This window comes from Streptomyces sp. NPDC057543, from assembly GCF_042801895.1.
Classification (GTDB): domain Bacteria; phylum Actinomycetota; class Actinomycetes; order Streptomycetales; family Streptomycetaceae; genus Streptomyces.
Genome location: NZ_JBHVFF010000044.1, coordinates 20456 through 37985 on the forward strand (window position 1 = coordinate 20456; position 17530 = coordinate 37985).

Consider the following 17530-nt stretch of genomic DNA (forward strand, 5'->3'; position numbering starts at 1 on the left):
GGGTTGACCTAGAGCCGGGTCTAGTTCCTAGGGTGCCTCGTGCGATCGACGCCTCTGTCGCTCTGCGTGATCCGTTGAATGAGTAAGGGAGCACCACCATGCGCTATCGCACCCTCGGCCGAACCGGCATCGAGGTCAGTGTCCACTGCCTCGGGACCATGATGTTCCAGGACGGCTGCAACCCCGACCACGACGATTGTGTCCGCATCATCCACGCCGCCCTCGACCAGGGGATCAACTTCGTCGACACCGCCGACATGTACGGACAGGGGGAGTCCGAGGAAATCGTGGGAAAGGCGCTGCGTGGGCGCCGTGACGACGTCGTACTCGCTACCAAGGTCCACTTCCGGATGGGCGAAGGCCGCAACCGCAGTGGCAACTCACGGCGTTGGATACTCAAGGCGGTCGAGGACAGCCTCAGGCGTCTGAACACCGACTGGATCGACCTCTACCAGGTCCACTTCCCCGACCACTCCACCGACATCGAGGAGACGCTCTCGGTGCTCAGTGACCTCGTGCGCCAGGGGAAGATCCGCGCCTTCGGTTGCTCGAACTTCCCGGCCGAGGAGATCGTCGAGGCACATCACGTCTCCGAGCGGCGCGGCCTCGGACGCTTCCGCTCCGCCCAGCCGCCCTACTCGATTCTGGCCCGCGGGATCGAGGCCTCGCTCCTGCCCGTCTGCGAGCGCTACGGAATGGGGGTACTGGTCTGGAGCCCCCTCGCCTTCGGATTCCTCACGGGCAAGCACCGCAAGGACCGGCCCATCGACCTGGCAACCGGCCGCGCCGCTCTTCGACCGGCATTCTTCGATCCCGCGATCGCCGAAAACGCCGCCAAGCTCGACGCCGTCGAACAACTCATAGAACTCGCGGCAAGCATCGGCTGCACCCTCCCGCAGCTCGCCGTAGCCTTCACCGTGGCCCACCCCGCCGTCACCTCCGCGATCATCGGACCGCGGACCATGCAGCAGCTGGAGGATCTGCTCAAAGGCGCCGCGCTCACCCTGGATGACGCGGCCCTCGACCGGATCGACGAAATCGTGCCGGCCGGGATCAACCGTTACAACCCCAGCGCCTCCTTCCCCCCGCGATCACTGACCGACACCGCCTTGCGGCGCCGCCCACTCGCCGAACGCGCCGCGGCCTGAGTGACGTGATCGTGGTGAACGGGTTCGTCATTCGGGCGGCATGAGCGTCGCGATCGACGACGCACCCGCCGAGCTGGTCTCCTCGTACTATCCGCTGGAGATCGCCCGAGGCGCGGCGATGGCGGAGCGCCGAAAGAGCCCCGGCGGCACGCCGACCCTGCTCGCGGAACCGGGCTACCGGCCGCGACTCGGCGTGGACCGGGTCTCGGCGCGGTTGCCCACCCAAGACCGGTACCAGGCAATGCGGCTGCCCGGTGGGCTGCCGGTTCTGCGGACGCCGCGTGTGATCTACGGCGACGACGAGCGGCCCATCGAAGCGACCGGCGTGGTCCAGGCGGGCCATCTGTACGAAGTGCAGTACGAGTTCACGGCCGAGTGAGTCGGGCGCTCTGTTCTCGCCGGTCAGCCGGAGACGTGTGATTCGGGCCGCATCCGGCTCGAACCGAAGTCATGAACAGGCCTCACGGGGGAAGACCTCCGTAGGATTCCCGGGTTCGGCTCTCTCCCCGTCAGGACGGCTTCGAGTGATACCTCCCCGCACGTACCGAGTGATGCTGCCCGCCATCGGCGCGGCGGCGGTGCTGGCCCTGGCCGGCTGTGACCCCGAGCAGACGTCCTCCGGGGGCGGGCAACAGGGCGGTGGACAGGCTGCCGTCACCGGGTTCGGGGCGAGTCCGCTCGACAACGCCGACGGTACGAAGCCGGGGCTCGCACCGCTCACCTCCGAGACGGACCGGGCAGCCGGCCGGAAGATCATCGAGAAGGTGGCGACGAAGGGGCGGGGCCCGAAGACCGGGTACGCGCGGGACAAGTTCGGCTACGCCTGGAAGGACTCGATCGACGGGATACCGCTCGCCAGAAACGGCTGCGACACCCGCAACGACCTCCTCGCCAGGGACGGCAAGGACGTGAAGTTCCGCTCCGGATCGGACTGCGTGGTCGTGTCGATGACCCTCAAGGACCCGTACACCGGCTCGACCATCGACTGGCGCAAGCAGCAGGCCACCAAGGTCCAGATCGACCACGTCATGCCGCTCTCGTACGACTGGCAGATGGGCGCCGCCCGCTGGAACGACGCCAAGCGGCAGCAGATCGCCAACGATCCGCTCAATCTCATCCCGGTCGACGGCCCGGCCAACAACGCCAAGCGGGACTCGGGGCCGGCGTCCTGGCTGCCGCCGTACAAGCCGGTCCGCTGCTCGTACGCGGTGCGGTTCGCGCAGGTGTCGCTGAAGTACGAACTGCCGGTCACCGCCGCCGACAAGCAGGCCATGCTGGAGCAGTGCGGGGGGTGAACTCCGCTCGCGTGGATGCCCGGGGCGCAAGCCCCGGCCGGGCGCTCGGTGACCAGTGCCCCTCCCGGCAAGCTTTGCCGCGCCGCGCCGCGCCGCTCCGCCCAGCACGCAGGCTCGCCGCGTTGGCCAAAAGCCCTGGTAGCTCCTTCCCCGAGCTCTCAACTCCGTTCGAGCAGGAGAGACACCATCCAAGGACTCCCGGCCGCCTCGCGATCGCACGCACCGGACGACGCTCCTCATGGGGCAGACATTGCCGGTCACGGCACTAGCGTGAGCGGGATGGAGCTGACCATCACCACCCTCGCCCAACGGCCCGAGCTGGCAGACGCGGTGCTCCGGATGCCTGATACCCGGCCCCACTTCCTGCGGCAGGACCCGGTGGGGCGACAGTACTTCGGGCGGATCGCCGCAGAGTTTCCGGAGTACTCGCTCGTGGCGACGGAGCCGGACGGCACGGTCGTCGCACGAGGGTTCAGCGTGCCGTTCGCGCTGCGAGCGGTGGATGTTCCGGGGCGCGGGGAGCTGCCCGACGCCGGTTGGGCCCAAGTGCTGCTGTGGGCCTTCGTGGATCTGCGGGACGGACGGGTGCCGGACACGGTCGGCGCGATCGAGATCTTCGTGGCCGGGGACCGCAGGGGGCGGGGAATCGCCGGTCGGATGCTCACTGTGATGCGGGCGAACGCCGGGCGGCTCGGATTCGCCGAGGTCGTCGCGCCGGTACGGCCGAACGCCAAGCACCTGGAGATGCGGGCGCCGATCGAGGAGTACGCGTACCGGACCCGGGAGGACGGGCTGCCATGCGACCCCTGGTTGCGCGTCCATGTGCGGGCGGGCGGCGAGATCGTAGGGATCGCGGCGGAGTCGATGCGGGTGGTCGGTTCGCTGGAGCAGTGGCGGAGGTGCACCGGGCTGCCGTTCGACGATGCGGGTGATGTGGAGGTGCCGGGCGCGCTGATGCCGGTGCGCTGTTCGGTGCAACGGAAGTACGCGGTGTATGTGGAGCCCCATGTGTGGGTGCGGCATCGGCTGTGAACGCACTGACGGAACCCGCCCGGGTGGGGCGGGTTCCGTGGTGTCCGACTGGCCAAGGGCGCCGTGATGTCGGGCGGCTCAAGAAACTGAGATCTGCGGCTTCTTCACCGAGAACGGCTCGTTGAATCCGGAGAATTCGACGGTGAGGGGGCGGCCGGTGCCTCCGGCGTCATCCGGCAGACGCGTTCTCAGCAGGTAGGGCCTGCCCTCGGCGGCGATGCTTGCCGTCCATGTCCCCTCGTCCGTCCTGCCGTTGACGGTCAGGGCGGTGACGCCGGAAGTGGAATCGGGGCCGGGTGTCGTCGTCTTTCCCTTGCGGGCCGTCCCGCTCTTGTGGGCGAGGAGGCCGAGGAACGTCTCCCGGTCGCAGTAGCGCTCGGCCAGCTTTGCGTGCGGGTCGCCGGTGGGGGCCTTCACCCAGCGGCCGGTGAGCTTCTCGATGTCGGCGGCGGTTTTCTTGCGCGGGCCGTCCTGGGCGGCGTCCTCCCTCAGCATCGCGGCGTCGGACCGGGTGTAGACCGTGCCCTCCGTCCGCACCAGCTCCAGGGTGCCTGCCGCGCCCATGGAGAGCGTGACCGTACACGCGCCCCTGACATCCGTGGCGACGAACGCACTGACCGGGCCCTCGGCGGAAGTCGTCTCCACCGCCATGCGCACCGACTTGGTGCTCCGGGTCGCCGCGAGGGCCTTGTTGACGACCTCGGGGCCGGTCAGCCGCGCATAGGGCGCGGCGGGCCGCTCGTCGTCGATGAGCGTGCCGCAGGCCGCCGTGAGGGCGAGGGCTGTCACGGTGCTGAGAGCGGCTGTCGTGGTGCGGGCGAGTGGGCGCATGATGGTCGGCTCCGGTCGGGAGAGAAGGTCAGAGCTTCAGGTCCCACTGGGTGGCGTCGTACGTAAACCCGGGGTTGACCTCGACCGTCAGGCTCTTGGCGTCCGCGGGGGCGTCGAAGGCGAACTGGACGGTGATCTTCTTGCCCGGCAGGATCGTTCCGCTGAAGCCCTCGCCGACCTTGCCGTCGAAGATCTGCTCGGCGTCCGCGCCCTCCTGGCCGTCGCGGGCCGCGACGCTGACGAGCGCGGAGTCGAACTTCTCCTTGCCCGCGTTCTCGATGACGACGGCGACCCGGTAGGCCTTGTTGCCCTTGGTGTGCCCGGCGGCGTACGCGTCCGGGGTGTACGAGGTGGCGTCGCCGACCGTGACCGTCAGATCGTCGTCGTACACGGCCGAGTCGCCGGCCTCCAGCGCCTTTCCGGTGTCCTTCTTCTTGTCGGATCCGCCGTTCTTGGCGGATCCGTCGCCGCCGGGCTTCGGCTTCGCGGAGGCCGTGGTGTCCGACACCGCCTTGTTCAGGTCGTTCACCGCGTCGTCCACCGCCTTGAAGGTGATCACCGCGCCCACCACCGAGAGGATCAGCGAGATCAGGCCGAGGACGGCGCCGAAGGTGGCCATGCCCTTGTTGGTGGCCTCACCCCGCTTGGCCCGGCCCCGGCCCACCAGACCCAGGATCAGGGCGATGACGCCGAGAATGCCCGCCAGCCAGAAGAAGAACGGGATCAGCCCCGACACCGCGCCGATGACGCCCAGGACGAGGGCGGAGATGCCCAGTCCGTTTCGGGCCGGGCGCGCGCCCGGCATCTGGGCGGGAGCGTACGGCTGCTGGGGCTGCGGGGACTGCGGCGGCTGCGTGAACTGGGACATGGCTGTGCCCTCCGGCGAATGCAGAGATGGGTGGTGAGCGGTTCTGTGCATCGCTCCTGTAGCGATGGGGCAATAACAGCAGAGCTTGTGAACCGAGTCAACATGGTTCACGCTGAAGGGGTTGATGCACGCTGTGAATCGGCGGCCCGTAACCGGGATCGGTATGCTCGCCAGCACCGCACGAAGGCCACTGCCGGGACAGCCAGTGCCGGGACAGCCAGTGCCAGGACAGTCAGTGCCAGGACCAGCCAGTGCCAGGACCAGGGAGACAGTCAGTGCCGGAGAACTCGACAGAGGTGACCGCGGCGGGGATCGCCCGGCTCGCGGGCGTGGGGCGGGCCGCCGTCAGCAACTGGCGCCGCCGCCACGCCGACTTCCCCAAGCCCGTCGGCGGCACCGAGACGAGTCCGTCCTTCGCCCTGCCCGAGGTCGAGCGATGGCTACGTGACCAGGGGAAACTCGCCGAGGTCCCTCTCCGTGAACGGGTCTGGCAGCAGCTCGCCGGAAACCCGGCCGGCGCGGTCCCCGCCCTGGTCCACACGGGCTGCGCCCTGCTGCTCCGACGAAACAGCCCCACCGCTTGGCAGGAGATCACCGCTGTGTCGGACGAGGCGATGGCCGGTGTGCTGTCGCTCGCCCTCAACGACCTGCTCGCCGACCGCTTCGGGCCCGCCACGGTAGCCGGACGGGCTGTTCACACCCCCGGCCGCGCCGAACTGCTCCCGTCCATTCCACTGCTCCGGGGCGCCGCGGAGCTCGCCGCGGGGACCGGGGCCCGGGAGACCTTCGAGTTCCTGCTCGGCCGCCAACTGGACGCCAACCCACGCCAGTACACGCTCACACCGCCCGGACTCGCCGAACTCATGGCCGCCCTGGTGGAGACCGGGAAGCAGCCCGCCCGCACCGTCCTCGACCCCGCCGCGGGCACCGGCGCCCTGCTGCGCGCCGTCGGCCGCCCGACCGCCCTGTACGCGCAGGAAGCCGACCCCGACCTCGCCGCGCTCACCGCACTGCGGCTCGCCCTGCACACCGACCCCGACAACAGCTGCGCTCTCGCGGCGCGGGCCGGCGACACCCTGCGCGCCGACGCCTTCCCGCAGCTCGCCGCCGACGCCGTGCTCTGCCACCCGCCGTTCAACGAACGCAATTGGGGCCACGACGAGCTCGCGTACGACCCGCGCTGGGAGTACGGGTTCCCGGCCCGTACGGAGTCCGAACTCGCCTGGGTCCAACACGCCCTGGCCCATCTGCGCGAAGGCGGCACCGCCGTACTCCTGATGCCCCCGGCCGCCGCATCGCGCCGCTCCGGTCGCCGGATCCGCGCGGACCTGCTGCGCCGCGGCGCCCTGCGCGCCGTCATCGCGCTCCCGGCCGGCGCCGCACCCCCGTACGGCATCCCGCTCCACCTCTGGGTGCTGCGCAAGCCGGGCAGCGGCCCGCACCCCTCGCCCGAACTGCTGCTCATCGACACCGCCGAAGCCGTCGAGCCCCCCTCGGCGGGCCCGGCGGCCGTCGCTCCGTCAGGTGGGCGCGACCGGCTCGACTGGCAGGCGGTGCGCAGTGCCGTGCTCGACGCCTGGCGGTGGTTCGAGGGCGAACGCGAGGACGCTGCCAAGGGGGTGGGCGCGAGCGCCGTCCCCGTCATCGAACTCCTCGACGACGACGTGGACCTGGCCCCCGCCCGCCATCTGCCGCCCCCGGCCGCCGCGGGCGGGCCGGCCGAACTGATCCGCGTACGGGAACGGCTCACCGAGACGCTCGGGCTCACCGGCACCCTCACCCCACCGGCCGTCACCCCCGCCGAGCCGGCCCGCTGGCCGCTCACCACCGTCGGCGAACTCGCCCGCGCCGGCGCACTCCAGCTCCGCACCGGCGGCTCCGGCACCGGCCCGGCCCCCGTCCTCACGGAACACGACGTCCTCGGCTCGGCCGCGCCTTCGGGAAGCCTCCCCGTCGACGGGCCCTCCGAGGAGCCCGTCCTCGTCGAACCGGGCGATGTCGTCGTCCCCGTGCTCGGCGGCGGCTCCGTCACCCGTGTCATCGACGAGTCCACCGCGGGTGCCGCGCTGGGCCGCAACCTCCAGCTGCTGCGCCCCGATCCGGCCGCCCTCGACCCCTGGTTCCTCGCCGGCTTTCTGCGCGGCACCGCCAACAACCGCCAGGCCAGCAGCTACGCCTCCACCGCCACCCGGCTGGACGCCCGCCGCCTCCAACTGCCCCGGCTGCCACTCGCGGAACAGCGGAGGTACGGAGAACGGTTCCGCGCCCTCGCCGAGTTCGAGGACGCGCTCCGGCTGGCCGGGCGGCTCGGCGGACAGCTGGTCCAGGGGATGTACGACGGGTTGACGGACGGTACGGTCACGCCACAGTGAGCTGAACCACAACGGTTCCGCACAACCCGGGGCGGGTTGTCGGTGTCGCCCTTTACGCTCGGGTCTGCGTGCATCGAGCGTGTGCGTGGACGTTCAACGACGAGGTCTCCAGGAGCAGCCATGTACGCCCCGGGTCATCCGCCGACGCCACCACGCCGGGTTCCCGGCCGGGCCTGGATCGTCTCGATGCGTGTGCTGTTCATCGTGCTCTCGGTGGGCTCGCTCGGACTGCTGCTGTGGAGCCCGCTCCTCCGCCTCGCGATCGTGCGCCGCCGGGCGTCCGACTGGTGGCTGACCGGGGTCGGTTTCGTGTTCGTCTGCGTGCTGCTGCCGATCCTCGGCAGGGACGGCAACGACGACCCCAGCGGCATCGACAACGTCCTCATACCGCTGCTGCTGGTGATGATGGTGGCCGCTCCCGCGTACTACCTCGTCGGGGACATCCGCCACTACGAACAGCTCACGAAGCGAAGCGTCATGGGCGGGTACGCGCCCGGGTACGGATACGCGGCCACGGTGCCGATGCCCGCACGGGCACCCGCCGCACCGCTCCCCACTCCGATGCCGCCCGCCGCACCCGTACAACAGCCGCCCGCCGCACCACCACAGCCGCACCAGCAGCCCCGACCGCACCCCGCGGCTCACTCCCAACCGCACCCCCGGAGCCCTCACCCGCAGCCCCAGCGCATCGACCAGGTCCGCGCCGAGCTCGACGAGCTGAGCGACTACCTCCGTAAGGAGGAGAACCGGTGAGCGGACGCGTCATCGGCGGGCGGTACCAGCTGGCGACCGTCCTCGGCCAGGGCGGCATGGGTCAGGTCTGGACGGCTTACGACCAGCGCCTGGACCGTCGGGTCGCGGTGAAGCTGCTCCGCCCCGACCGGGTCACCGGCCCCGTCGACAGCGAGGCTTCGGACGAGCTGCGCCGCCGCTTCGTCCGCGAGTGCCGGGTCACCGCCCAGGTCGACCACCCGGGTCTGGTCACGGTCCACGACGCGGGGAGCGACGGCGACGACCTGTTCCTCGTCATGCAGTACGTCGAGGGCGCCGACCTCGCCGACCACCTCGCCGAGCACGACCCGTACCCCTGGCAGTGGTCCGTCGCGGTCGCCGCCCAGCTCTGCGCCGTCCTCTCCGCCGTCCACGCGGTGCCGATCGTCCACCGCGACCTCAAGCCCCGCAACGTGATGGTGCGTCCGGACGGCACCGTCACCGTCCTCGACCTGGGCGTCGCCTCCGTCCTGGACACCGACACCACCCGGCTCACGCACACCGGTTCACCGATCGGCTCCCCGGCCTACATGGCGCCCGAGCAGGCGATGGGCGGTGCCGTCGGCCCGTACACCGATCTGTACGCACTCGGTGTGCTCCTCCACGAACTCCTCAGCGGCGACGTGCCGTTCGCGGGGTCGACCGCACTCGGCGTGCTGCACCGCCACCTCTACGAGCCGCCGCTCCCGGTCCGCCGGATCCGGCCCGACATCCCCGAACCGCTCGAAGCGCTGGTGCTGCGGCTGCTGGCCAAGGACCCGCAGCACCGTCCGGCCGACGCCCAGGAGGTGTACGAACACCTCGCCCCGTTGCTCCCCTCCCGGAGCAACGGGCTGCCCACCGGGCCGCTCGATCCGACCCGTCCCTTCCTGCGCCCGCACGCCCCCTGGCCCGACCGCGCCACCACACCGCCCCCACCCCCGGCGCCACCCGCACCGACGGCCGCCCGGCCCGATGTCGCAGCCGCCGTCGACGACGTCAAGAAGCTGCTCGGAGAGGGCCGCATCACCCAGGCCGTGGACATCCTCGGCTCGATCCTCCCGGTCGCGGCCGAACAGCACGGCGAGGACTCCGCCGTGGTCCGCATCCTGCGCAAGCAGTACGCGGCGACGCTGATGGACGACGGCCAGTTCCGCCGCGCCCTGCCCGAACTGCGCCGCCTCGCCGACGACCGCGCCGCGGAGGCCGGCCCGGCCGACGCCCAGACGCTCCAGTTCCGCTACGACGCGGCCCAGTGCCTGGAACAGCTCGGCGAACCGGCCGCCGCGCTCGCGGAGTACCGCGCCGTTCTCCCGTACTACGAGAACCACCACGCCACGGGCAACGATCCGGCCCGCTCCTTCGAGATCCGCAACCGCATCGGGCACCTGCTGCTCGCGGTAGGCGACCACGTGGCGGCGCGTGTACAGCTGCAGGGGCTGCTGTACGACACGGAGCGGGCCTATGGACCGCACCACCCACTACCGGTGGAGCTGCGCCGCCGGCTCGACCGCCAGGTGGAGGTGCACGGCGGCTGACCCGGCGACCGACCGGCGCGGCGGGCCACATCACCGGCGCCATTTCACGGGGTTTTCATCAGGTTGCGGAGGGTGCCGCACGTGAAGGCAATGAGCACGCCAAGTTTTCGCAACGGCTGAGCGGAACGCCCCATTTGTCGGTGAGTCGGTGATCGCGGTGTGAGACCGTGATCTGCCGCCGGGGCGGCTGACGACCCGCCTGCCCCGTCGGCCTCACACTTCTTTCGAGCACTGCCGAGGTCTCTGTGCCTTCTCATCGCATATCCAAGAAGCGCCGTCGTATCTCCCTGGCCGTGGCAGGCGTCGCCGTGCTCGCCGGTGGTGCGTTCGCCGCCGAGGCCGCCACCGCGACCACGGTCTCCAGGCCCGCGCCGAAGATCTACACCGGGCACGTCTTCGACACCTGCACCGCGCCGTCGCTGACCACCATGAAGGGCTGGTACAGCTCCTCCGTCTACCACGGTGCCGCCGTGTACGTCGGCGGGAAGAACCGCGGCTGCGCGCAGCCCAACCTCACCGCCTCCTGGGTGAAGTCCGTCAGCGCCGTCGGCTGGAAGTTGGTCCCGCTGTACGTCGGCGCGCAGCCGCCGTGCCAGACCAGCGCCAATCCGGAGAAGATGACCGCCGCCAACGCCACCTCGCTGGCCGTCACCGACGCCAACGACGCCGTGGCGAAGGAAGCGGCGCTCGGCATGAAGCCGGGCAGTCCGGTCTACCTGGACATGGAGTACTTCGACCCGAAGAACACCTCCTGTGTGAACACGGTGCTCGCCTACATCCGGTCGTTCGACAAGACGGTCAAGGCCAAGGGTTACTGGTCCGGCTTCTACGGCTTCAGTAACTCCAGCGCCGCCGTCGTGGCCAACGCCACGAACCGCACGGACCTGCCGGAGATCCTCTGGTACGCCCGTTATGACGACGTGTACTCCACCACGAAGGGTTTCCCGTACGCGTCGACGCTGTACACGGGGCATCGTCGTGGTCACCAGTACGCCGTCAATAAGAAGGTGACGCACACCGGCGGCACGCTCACGATCGACCGGAACGCCTGGGACGCGCCGGTCGCGATCGTGGGCTAGTGCCGTGACCGGCAATGTCTGCCCCATGAGGAGCGTCGTCCGGTGCGTGTGATCGCGAGGCGGCCGGAAGTCCTTGGACGGGGTCTCCCCTGCTCGAACGGAGTTGAGAGCTCGGGGAAGGAGCTACCAGGGCTTTTGGCCAACGCGCGAGCCTGCGTGCTGGGCGGCGCGACGGGGCAAAGCTTGCCGGGAGGGGCGCTAGTTCCCGGAGGCCGGGTTCCGTCGTCGGCGCCGGGCTCCCCACGCCCCCGCCACCAGCAGGGCGAGCACCGCGCCCACCCCCGCACCTGCCCGTCTGGACCCCGGCGAGGGCGGTGACCACGACGAGGAGGGTGACACAGCCGGAGGTGTCGACCCCGCGCACCAGCGCGACATCGACGATCCACGCCGCGTAGGCGAAGGCGACCGACAACAGCAGCATGCCCAGCACCGCGGCGATGGCCGTCACCGCACGGATGGCCCGATTCGCCCTGGTCGGAGTCGTGAACACCGGTACGTACTACGGCGGTTACCTCGGCCTGCTGAACTGGCTGCCTTACATCGCCGCGCATGCCCTCGCCTTCGTGCTGAGCTTGATCGGCTCCTTCTTCCTGAACTCCCTTTTCACCTACCGGACCCCGCCCACCTGGCGGAAGTTCCTGCTCTTCCCGCTCACCAATGCCGCGAACTTCGTCATCACGACCGGCGGTGTCTATCTGCTGGTCGACCTCGCCGGGTTCAGCACCCGGTACGCGCCGCTGGTCGCGGCCGCGGCGGCCGTCCCGATCACCTTCGTCGTCTCGCGCACGATCATGCTGCGCCCGGAGAGCGGGGTCCGGGCGGCCGAGCGCGTCTCCTGAACGCCTCTCCTGAACGCCACGGAGCTCTGTGCGGGATCCCACAACCCCAACTCCTTGCGAATCGTTGGTCGAACCAGTGGCCTCAACCACATCCACTGCCTAACATCGATCACCGCAAGGTCTTGTGCACTGATGCACAAACTCTCCCCGGGAGGTTTCCTTTGCACCGCCGCCGTCGCACCGCGCTCACCGTCTCCGCCGCCCTGCTGGCCGGAGTCCCACTCCTGACCGCCTGCGGCAGCCAGGCCCACCCGGGCGCCGCGGCCCTCGTCGGCGGGGACCGGATCGAGGTGTCCACGCTGCAGGGCCAGGTGGCGGCGGTACGGGAGGCCCAGCGCGACTCGAAGGACGCCTCACAGCTCATCGACAAGTCCGGGCAGCTCAGCCGGGCCAAGCTGCACGGCATGATCTTCGACCGGGTCCTGGACCGGGCCGCGCGGGACGCGGGCGTGACCGTCAGCCGCAACGAGATCCAGCAGATGCGGAAGGCGGCGGCCGCCCAGTCCGGGGGAGAGGCACAGCTGCGGACGGCGATGCTCCAGCAGAGCTGGGTCGCCCCCGACCAGATCGATGCCGTCCTGCGCGAGCAGGTCCAGCTGACGAAGCTGGCCCAGGCGCTCGGCGCCGACCTGCAGCAGCCCGAGGGGCAGAAGGCAGTCGGCGACGCGCTCAGCAAGGCGTCGAAGGAACTGAAGGTCGACGTCAATCCGCGCTACGGCGCCTGGGACGACAAGCAGACCCAGCTCGCCAACTACAAGGCCCCCTGGATCAAGCAGGTCACCATGCCTGCCGGGGCGGGCGCCGAGTCAGGCGCCTAGGGTCTGGCCGGCGGATCATGGCTGGGGTCGCGACGCCCGGCACGGCACGTCGCGGCGTTGCCGAAACGCGCGACAGTTCCTTCCCCAAGCTCTCAACTCCGTTCGAGCAGGGGAGACCCCACCTCAGGACGCTCCGGCGCCTTGCGACGCACCGCACCGGGCTCCACGCCCCGCCCGACCCTGATCCGCCGGACAGACCCTGGAAGCCCGGGGAAACGGCGACCGGACCGACCGGAGTAGATTCGAACGGTGAACGCTGAAGATCCCGGCCGTATCGTCCTGCTCACCGCCAGTCACCGCGTCGCGCCCGGGCTCCTGTCCTGGCCCGCCTGGCAGGCGCTGCACGCCGCCGACCGGGTGCTCTGCGCCGAGCAGGACAATCCGCAGCTGCCGTATCTGCGCGAGGCGGGCGTCGCCGTCGAGCAGTCCGCGCCCACCGCGCAGGAACTCGTCGACGCCTGCGCGGGCGGCCGGAGCGTCGTCGTCCTCACGGGCGGCGAAGGCAACCAGCCGCTGACCGACGGGCTCGCCCGGCTGGCCGGTTCGGGGCGGGTGCAGATGCCGGACCTGGAGCTGTTGCCCGGTTCGTACGACCTGCCGGGTGCCAGGCTCCTCGATCTGGTCCAGGTCATGGACCGGATCCGGCTCGAATGCCCCTGGACCTCGCAGAAGACCCACAAGGGCCTCGCCAAGTACGCCATCGAGGAGGCGTACGAACTCGTCGAGGCGATCGAGGACGGCGACCGCGACGAGCTGCGCGAGGAGCTCGGAGACGTACTGCTCCAGGTCGTCTTCCACGCGCGGATCGCGGAGGACGGCCGCCCTGAGGATGGGGAGGAACCGTTCTCCGTCGACGACGTGGCCGCGACCCTCGTGGAGAAGCTGATCCACCGCCACCCGCATGTCTTCGGCGACGAGACCGCCGAGACCCCGGAGGACGTCCACGCCCACTGGCTGCGGACCAAGGCAGTCGAGAAGCAGCGCGACTCGGTCACCGACGGCGTGCCGCTGGGCCAGCCCGGGCTGGCCCTGGCGGCGAAACTGGCCGGCCGGGTCCGTACCGCGGAGCTCGACGTGGCGCTCCCCACGGGCGACGGCATCGGTTACGAGCTCCTCGCGCTCGCCGTACGCGCCGAACGCGACGGCATCGACCCCGAGGCCGCACTGCGGGCCGCGGGCCGCGCCTACCGGGACGCCATCCGGGCGGCGGAGGGCAACGGATAGCGGCGGAGGGCAACGGATAACGTCGGGGGGTGAACCACAGCCCTGCCGCCCGACCCGCCGGCCAGCCCGCGGACGGCCGCGACGACCGTCCGGCCGATCAGCCGACGGGCGACCTCGCCGCCTGCCCCGCCGGTCGGTCCGCCGACGCACCCGAACTCTTCACGTGGGAGTTCGCCACCGACCCGTACCCCGCCTACGCCTGGCTGCGCGAGCACAGCCCCGTGCATCGCACCGCGCTGCCCAGCGGCGTCGAGGCCTGGCTCGTGACCCGGTACGCGGATGCCCGGCAGGCGCTCGCCGACACCCGGCTCTCCAAGAACCCGGCGCACCACGCCGAGCCGGCGCACGCCAAGGGGAAGACGGGCATCCCGGGCGAGCGCAAGGCGGAGCTGATGACGCATCTGCTGAACATCGACCCGCCCGACCACACCCGGCTGCGCCGCCTCGTCTCCAAGGCGTTCACCCCGCGCCGGGTCGCCGAGTTCGCCCCGCGGGTACAGGAACTGACGGACCGCCTCATCGACCGCTTCATCACGGAGGGGAAGGCGGATCTCATCCACGACTTCGCGTTCCCGCTCCCCATCTACGCGATCTGCGACCTGCTCGGCGTCCCGCCCGAGGACCAGGACGACTTCCGGGACTGGGCGGGCATGATGATCCGGCACGGCGGCGGCCCGCGCGGCGGGGTGGCCAGGTCGGTGAAGAAGATGCGCGGCTATCTCGCCGAACTGATCCACCGCAAAAGGGAGAACCCGGGGGACGATCTGATCTCGGGGCTGATCCGGGCCAGCGACCACGGCGAGCACCTCACCGAGAACGAGGCCGCGGCCATGGCCTTCATCCTCCTCTTCGCCGGATTCGAGACGACGGTCAATCTCATCGGCAACGGCGTGTACGCGCTGCTGCGCAACCCCGTACAGCGCGAGCGGCTGCAACTCTCCCTCGACGCGGGGGAGAGCCGGCTGCTGGAGACCGGGATCGAGGAGCTGCTGCGGTACGACGGTCCGGTGGAGCTGGCGACCTGGCGGTTCGCCACCGAGCCGCTGACGCTCGGCGGACAGGAGATCGCGGTCGGCGACCCCGTACTCGTCGTCCTCGCCGCCGCCGACCGCGACCCGGAACGCTTCGAGGACCCCGACACGCTCGACCTCGCACGGAGTGACAATCAGCACCTCGGATACGGGCACGGCATCCATTACTGCCTGGGAGCACCGCTCGCCCGACTGGAGGGACAGACCGCGCTCACCACGCTCCTGAGGCGCCTCCCTGACCTGCGACTTGCGGTGGAACCTACCGATTTGCGGTGGCGTGGCGGGCTCATCATGCGTGGACTGCGCACGTTGCCCGTGGAGTTCACGCCGGGGGCCACGGCGACACGCAGTGACACTCCGTCAACTCTGTGACTTTCACGTGATCTGCGCTGCATCGACTTGTGACGCGCGTTCGAGTCCCGCTAGGTTCACCGTTCGACTCACCAGTCACTCGTCAGTCACACGGAAGGCATCCCCATGGGCTCCGCGAACGGCAGACACCGTCGCCCTCGTCAGGCACCCGCCATCGTCGTCGCCGCGGGCGTGACCGGATCGGCCATCGCCATCCCGCTGCTCGGCGCGGCCGGCGCGCACGCCGCCGACGCCACGACCTGGGACCGGGTGGCCGAGTGCGAGAGCGGCGGCATGTGGAGTGCCGACCTCGGCAACGGCTTCTACGGTGGCCTGCAGTTCTCGCAGGAGACCTGGAAGGCGTACGGCGGCGAGTCGTACGCCGAGCGCGCCGACCTCGCCAGCCGCGCGCAGCAGATAGCCGTGGCCGAGAAGGTCCTGGAGGACCGCGGCCCGCGGGCCTGGCCCAGCTGTGCGGTCATCTCCGGCCTCGCGGAGGACGGGGTGCTGCCGGGCGTCGATCCGGGGATCATGCCCTCCCCCGAGTCGACGCAGAGCGCGGAGCCGGCTGACGCCAGGCCGTCGGGCAGTGCCACGGACAGCACGGACAGCACGGACAGCACGAAGGGCTCGAAGGGCTCGAAGGGCTCGGACCGTGCCGACGGGTCGGCGGACAGGGCCGAGCCGTCCGCGCGGCCTTCGGCCGCCGAGTCGGTCGCCCCGTCCTCCGACGCGCCCGAAGTGCCCGATGCGCGTGATTCATCCGATTCCTCCGCCCATACGGGTGGTAGGCACCGTGGCGCCCCGGCCCCCGAGGGGAGTCGGGGTGCGGACGGCGGCCTGGACCGGGAGTCGGGTCGCCATGCCTCCCGCGGCGACGGCGACGCACGCGACGCGGGCGCGTCGGCCGCCGACGGCACGTACACCGTCCGCCCCGGCGACAATCTCTGGGCGATTGCTGACGCACAGAAAGTTCCTGGTGGGTGGCCCGCGCTCTACGAGGCCAACAAGGGCGCCGTCGGCTCCGACCCGGACCTCATTCTCCCTGGCCAGAGTCTCGATCTCGGCGTGAAGGCCGAGTGAGGGCGGTCTGAAAATCGGCTAAAAGACCCCCAAAAATCGGGGTAGTTCAGAGGCCTATGTCCGCTTATGCGTAAGTGAGACATGGGTCTCTTTGCGTCAACTGGCGTGTCACGCCCGGAGGCTGCCGCCGTATCGCCTCCCACCTGCGAAAACGACGGTTCCTCACATGCGAGTAAGGGAAGATTGTCCGATGTGTCCATCTTTGAAAGTGGGGTTGCCTATGTTTACGGTCGGAACCGCTCGCACCGCGGGCCCCGTCGATCGTCACGCCGAATCCTGCCGTCGGTCGAAGGGAACAGACGCGTAAAGCGCCGTAGGCAGGAGCGGGGGACCCAGGTAAGCGCCGGGCCCGATCGTCGAAAGACGCATCAGGACCGGCTTGGGGTGAAGTCGCGTGCTAGGACGTGCGACCGGGCAACTCACTTGGCCCGAACCCGACAGCTCACCTCGTAGGCGTCGGTGAGGAGAAGTTCCATGCTGTTTTCCAGCAAGGGCAAGCACCGCCGCCCGTCCAAGGCCGTCCGGGTCGCCACGCTCGCCGGTGTCGCCGGTGCCGCCGTCGCCGTTCCGCTGATGGGTGCGACCGGCGCCTCCGCCGCCTCCGTCGCCACCTGGGACGCCGTCGCCCAGTGCGAGTCGGGCGGCAACTGGTCCATCAACACCGGCAACGGCTACTACGGCGGCCTGCAGTTCTCGCAGTCCAGCTGGGCCGCCGCCGGCGGTACGCAGTACGCCCCCCGTGCCGACCTGGCCACCAAGGCCCAGCAGATCGCCACCGCCGAGAAGCTCCTCGCCATGCAGGGTCCGGGCGCCTGGGGCTGTGCCGGTGCCGGCAACCTGACCAACGACGGTGTCGACCCGGGTGTCGACACCGGCTCCTCCTCGAACTCCGGCGCCACCAAGCAGCAGAGCGCCCCGGCCGCGCCGAAGCAGCAGGCGCAGCCGAAGAAGGCCGAGCGCGCCGAGGCTCCCGCCGCCAACCGCTCGGACCGCTCCGCCGCCCTCCAGGCCGAGTCGAAGAAGACCGTCACCACCCCGACCGGCCAGAAGGTCGAGAAGGGTGACGGCGAGTACAAGGTCGTCTCCGGCGACTCCCTGAGCAAGATCGCCGCCGACCGCAAGGTCGAGGGCGGCTGGCAGCGGCTGTTCGAGCTGAACAAGGACATCGTCAAGGACGCGGACCTGATCTACCCGGGTCAGCAGCTGCACCTGACCAAGTAGTCCAGGGCCTCTCCTCCCCGAGCACCCCGGCCCGGCGCGCATTCCCCCGT

General features: G+C 70.4%; 15 protein-coding genes, 2 pseudogenes and 1 riboswitch. Of the genes and pseudogenes, 14 read left to right on the forward strand and 3 right to left on the reverse strand.

Annotation, left to right across the window (positions count from 1 at the left end):
• Positions 1-98 precede the first annotated feature (98 nt).
• From ACFU8Q_RS10610 to ACFU8Q_RS10625, 4 genes and pseudogenes are all read left to right on the forward strand, one after another.
• The gene (locus ACFU8Q_RS10610; protein WP_384450801.1) at positions 99-1148 is read left to right on the forward strand and encodes an aldo/keto reductase; all 1050 of its coding nucleotides are present in this window, start codon (positions 99-101) and stop codon (positions 1146-1148) included.
• 46 nt (positions 1149-1194) lie between these two features.
• Positions 1195-1527 (forward strand): annotated as a pseudogene (locus ACFU8Q_RS10615) (UTRA domain-containing protein); the annotation flags it as partial.
• A gap of 172 nt (positions 1528-1699) precedes the next feature.
• Positions 1700-2443: an HNH endonuclease family protein gene (locus tag ACFU8Q_RS10620; protein ID WP_384450804.1), complete on the forward strand. Its 744-nt coding sequence runs from the start codon at positions 1700-1702 to the stop codon at positions 2441-2443.
• 279 nt (positions 2444-2722) lie between these two features.
• A complete protein-coding gene (locus ACFU8Q_RS10625) occupies positions 2723-3475 on the forward strand; it encodes an N-acetyltransferase (protein ID WP_384450807.1) in 753 nt (250 codons plus the stop codon).
• A 78-nt stretch (positions 3476-3553) separates the two neighbouring features.
• On the opposite strand, the gene ACFU8Q_RS10630 is transcribed toward ACFU8Q_RS10625, so the two are convergent.
• Positions 3554-4306, reverse strand: a complete 753-nt coding sequence (locus ACFU8Q_RS10630) for a hypothetical protein (protein ID WP_384450810.1) — start codon at positions 4304-4306, stop codon at positions 3554-3556.
• Positions 4307-4334: 28 nt separating this feature from the next.
• A complete protein-coding gene (locus tag ACFU8Q_RS10635; protein WP_384450812.1) occupies positions 4335-5174 on the reverse strand; it encodes a DUF4190 domain-containing protein in 840 nt (279 codons plus the stop codon).
• A 275-nt stretch (positions 5175-5449) separates the two neighbouring features.
• Between ACFU8Q_RS10635 and ACFU8Q_RS10640 the strand changes: the two genes are divergently transcribed.
• The 4 genes from ACFU8Q_RS10640 to ACFU8Q_RS10655 all read left to right on the forward strand — a co-directional run bounded on the left by ACFU8Q_RS10640 (position 5450) and on the right by ACFU8Q_RS10655 (position 10913).
• Positions 5450-7546, forward strand: coding sequence for an N-6 DNA methylase (locus tag ACFU8Q_RS10640; RefSeq protein ID WP_384450815.1), 2097 nt, complete (start codon positions 5450-5452; stop codon positions 7544-7546).
• A 120-nt stretch (positions 7547-7666) separates the two neighbouring features.
• Entirely contained in the window at positions 7667-8299 is a 633-nt protein-coding gene (locus ACFU8Q_RS10645; RefSeq protein ID WP_384450818.1) for a hypothetical protein, read from the forward strand.
• Positions 8296-9834, forward strand: a complete 1539-nt coding sequence (locus tag ACFU8Q_RS10650) for a protein kinase (protein ID WP_384450820.1) — start codon at positions 8296-8298, stop codon at positions 9832-9834. The genes ACFU8Q_RS10645 and ACFU8Q_RS10650 overlap by 4 nt, the downstream gene beginning before the upstream one ends.
• Before the next feature lie 245 nt (positions 9835-10079).
• On the forward strand, positions 10080-10913 hold the full coding sequence (locus ACFU8Q_RS10655) for a glycoside hydrolase domain-containing protein (protein ID WP_384450823.1): 834 nt from the start codon (positions 10080-10082) through the stop codon (positions 10911-10913).
• A 295-nt stretch (positions 10914-11208) separates the two neighbouring features.
• On the opposite strand, the pseudogene ACFU8Q_RS10660 reads toward ACFU8Q_RS10655, so the two are convergent.
• Positions 11209-11349, reverse strand: a pseudogene (locus tag ACFU8Q_RS10660) (glycosyltransferase); the annotation flags it as partial.
• Here ACFU8Q_RS10660 and ACFU8Q_RS10665 point away from each other — a divergent pair.
• The 6 genes from ACFU8Q_RS10665 (at position 11333) to ACFU8Q_RS10690 (ending at position 17480) form a co-directional block, all read left to right on the forward strand.
• Positions 11333-11752 (forward strand): GtrA family protein, encoded by a 420-nt coding sequence (locus ACFU8Q_RS10665; protein WP_384450826.1) that lies wholly within the window; start codon positions 11333-11335, stop codon positions 11750-11752. The pseudogene ACFU8Q_RS10660 and the gene ACFU8Q_RS10665 overlap by 17 nt on opposite strands.
• Positions 11753-11913: 161 nt before the next feature.
• Entirely contained in the window at positions 11914-12570 is a 657-nt protein-coding gene (locus tag ACFU8Q_RS10670; RefSeq protein WP_384450829.1) for a SurA N-terminal domain-containing protein, read from the forward strand.
• Between the two features lie 249 nt (positions 12571-12819).
• Complete coding sequence (locus ACFU8Q_RS10675; RefSeq protein ID WP_266746622.1) at positions 12820-13794, forward strand: nucleoside triphosphate pyrophosphohydrolase; 975 nt, start codon at positions 12820-12822, stop codon at positions 13792-13794.
• Positions 13795-13823: 29 nt separating this feature from the next.
• Positions 13824-15197: a cytochrome P450 gene (locus tag ACFU8Q_RS10680; RefSeq protein ID WP_384450833.1), complete on the forward strand. Its 1374-nt coding sequence runs from the start codon at positions 13824-13826 to the stop codon at positions 15195-15197.
• Between the two features lie 105 nt (positions 15198-15302).
• Positions 15303-16259, forward strand: coding sequence for a transglycosylase family protein (locus ACFU8Q_RS10685; protein ID WP_384450836.1), 957 nt, complete (start codon positions 15303-15305; stop codon positions 16257-16259).
• A 299-nt stretch (positions 16260-16558) separates the two neighbouring features.
• Positions 16559-16730: riboswitch (cyclic di-AMP (ydaO/yuaA leader) on the forward strand.
• 3 nt (positions 16731-16733) lie between these two features.
• Positions 16734-17480, forward strand: coding sequence for a transglycosylase family protein (locus ACFU8Q_RS10690; RefSeq protein WP_384450839.1), 747 nt, complete (start codon positions 16734-16736; stop codon positions 17478-17480).
• The last annotated feature ends 50 nt before the right edge of the window (positions 17481-17530 follow it).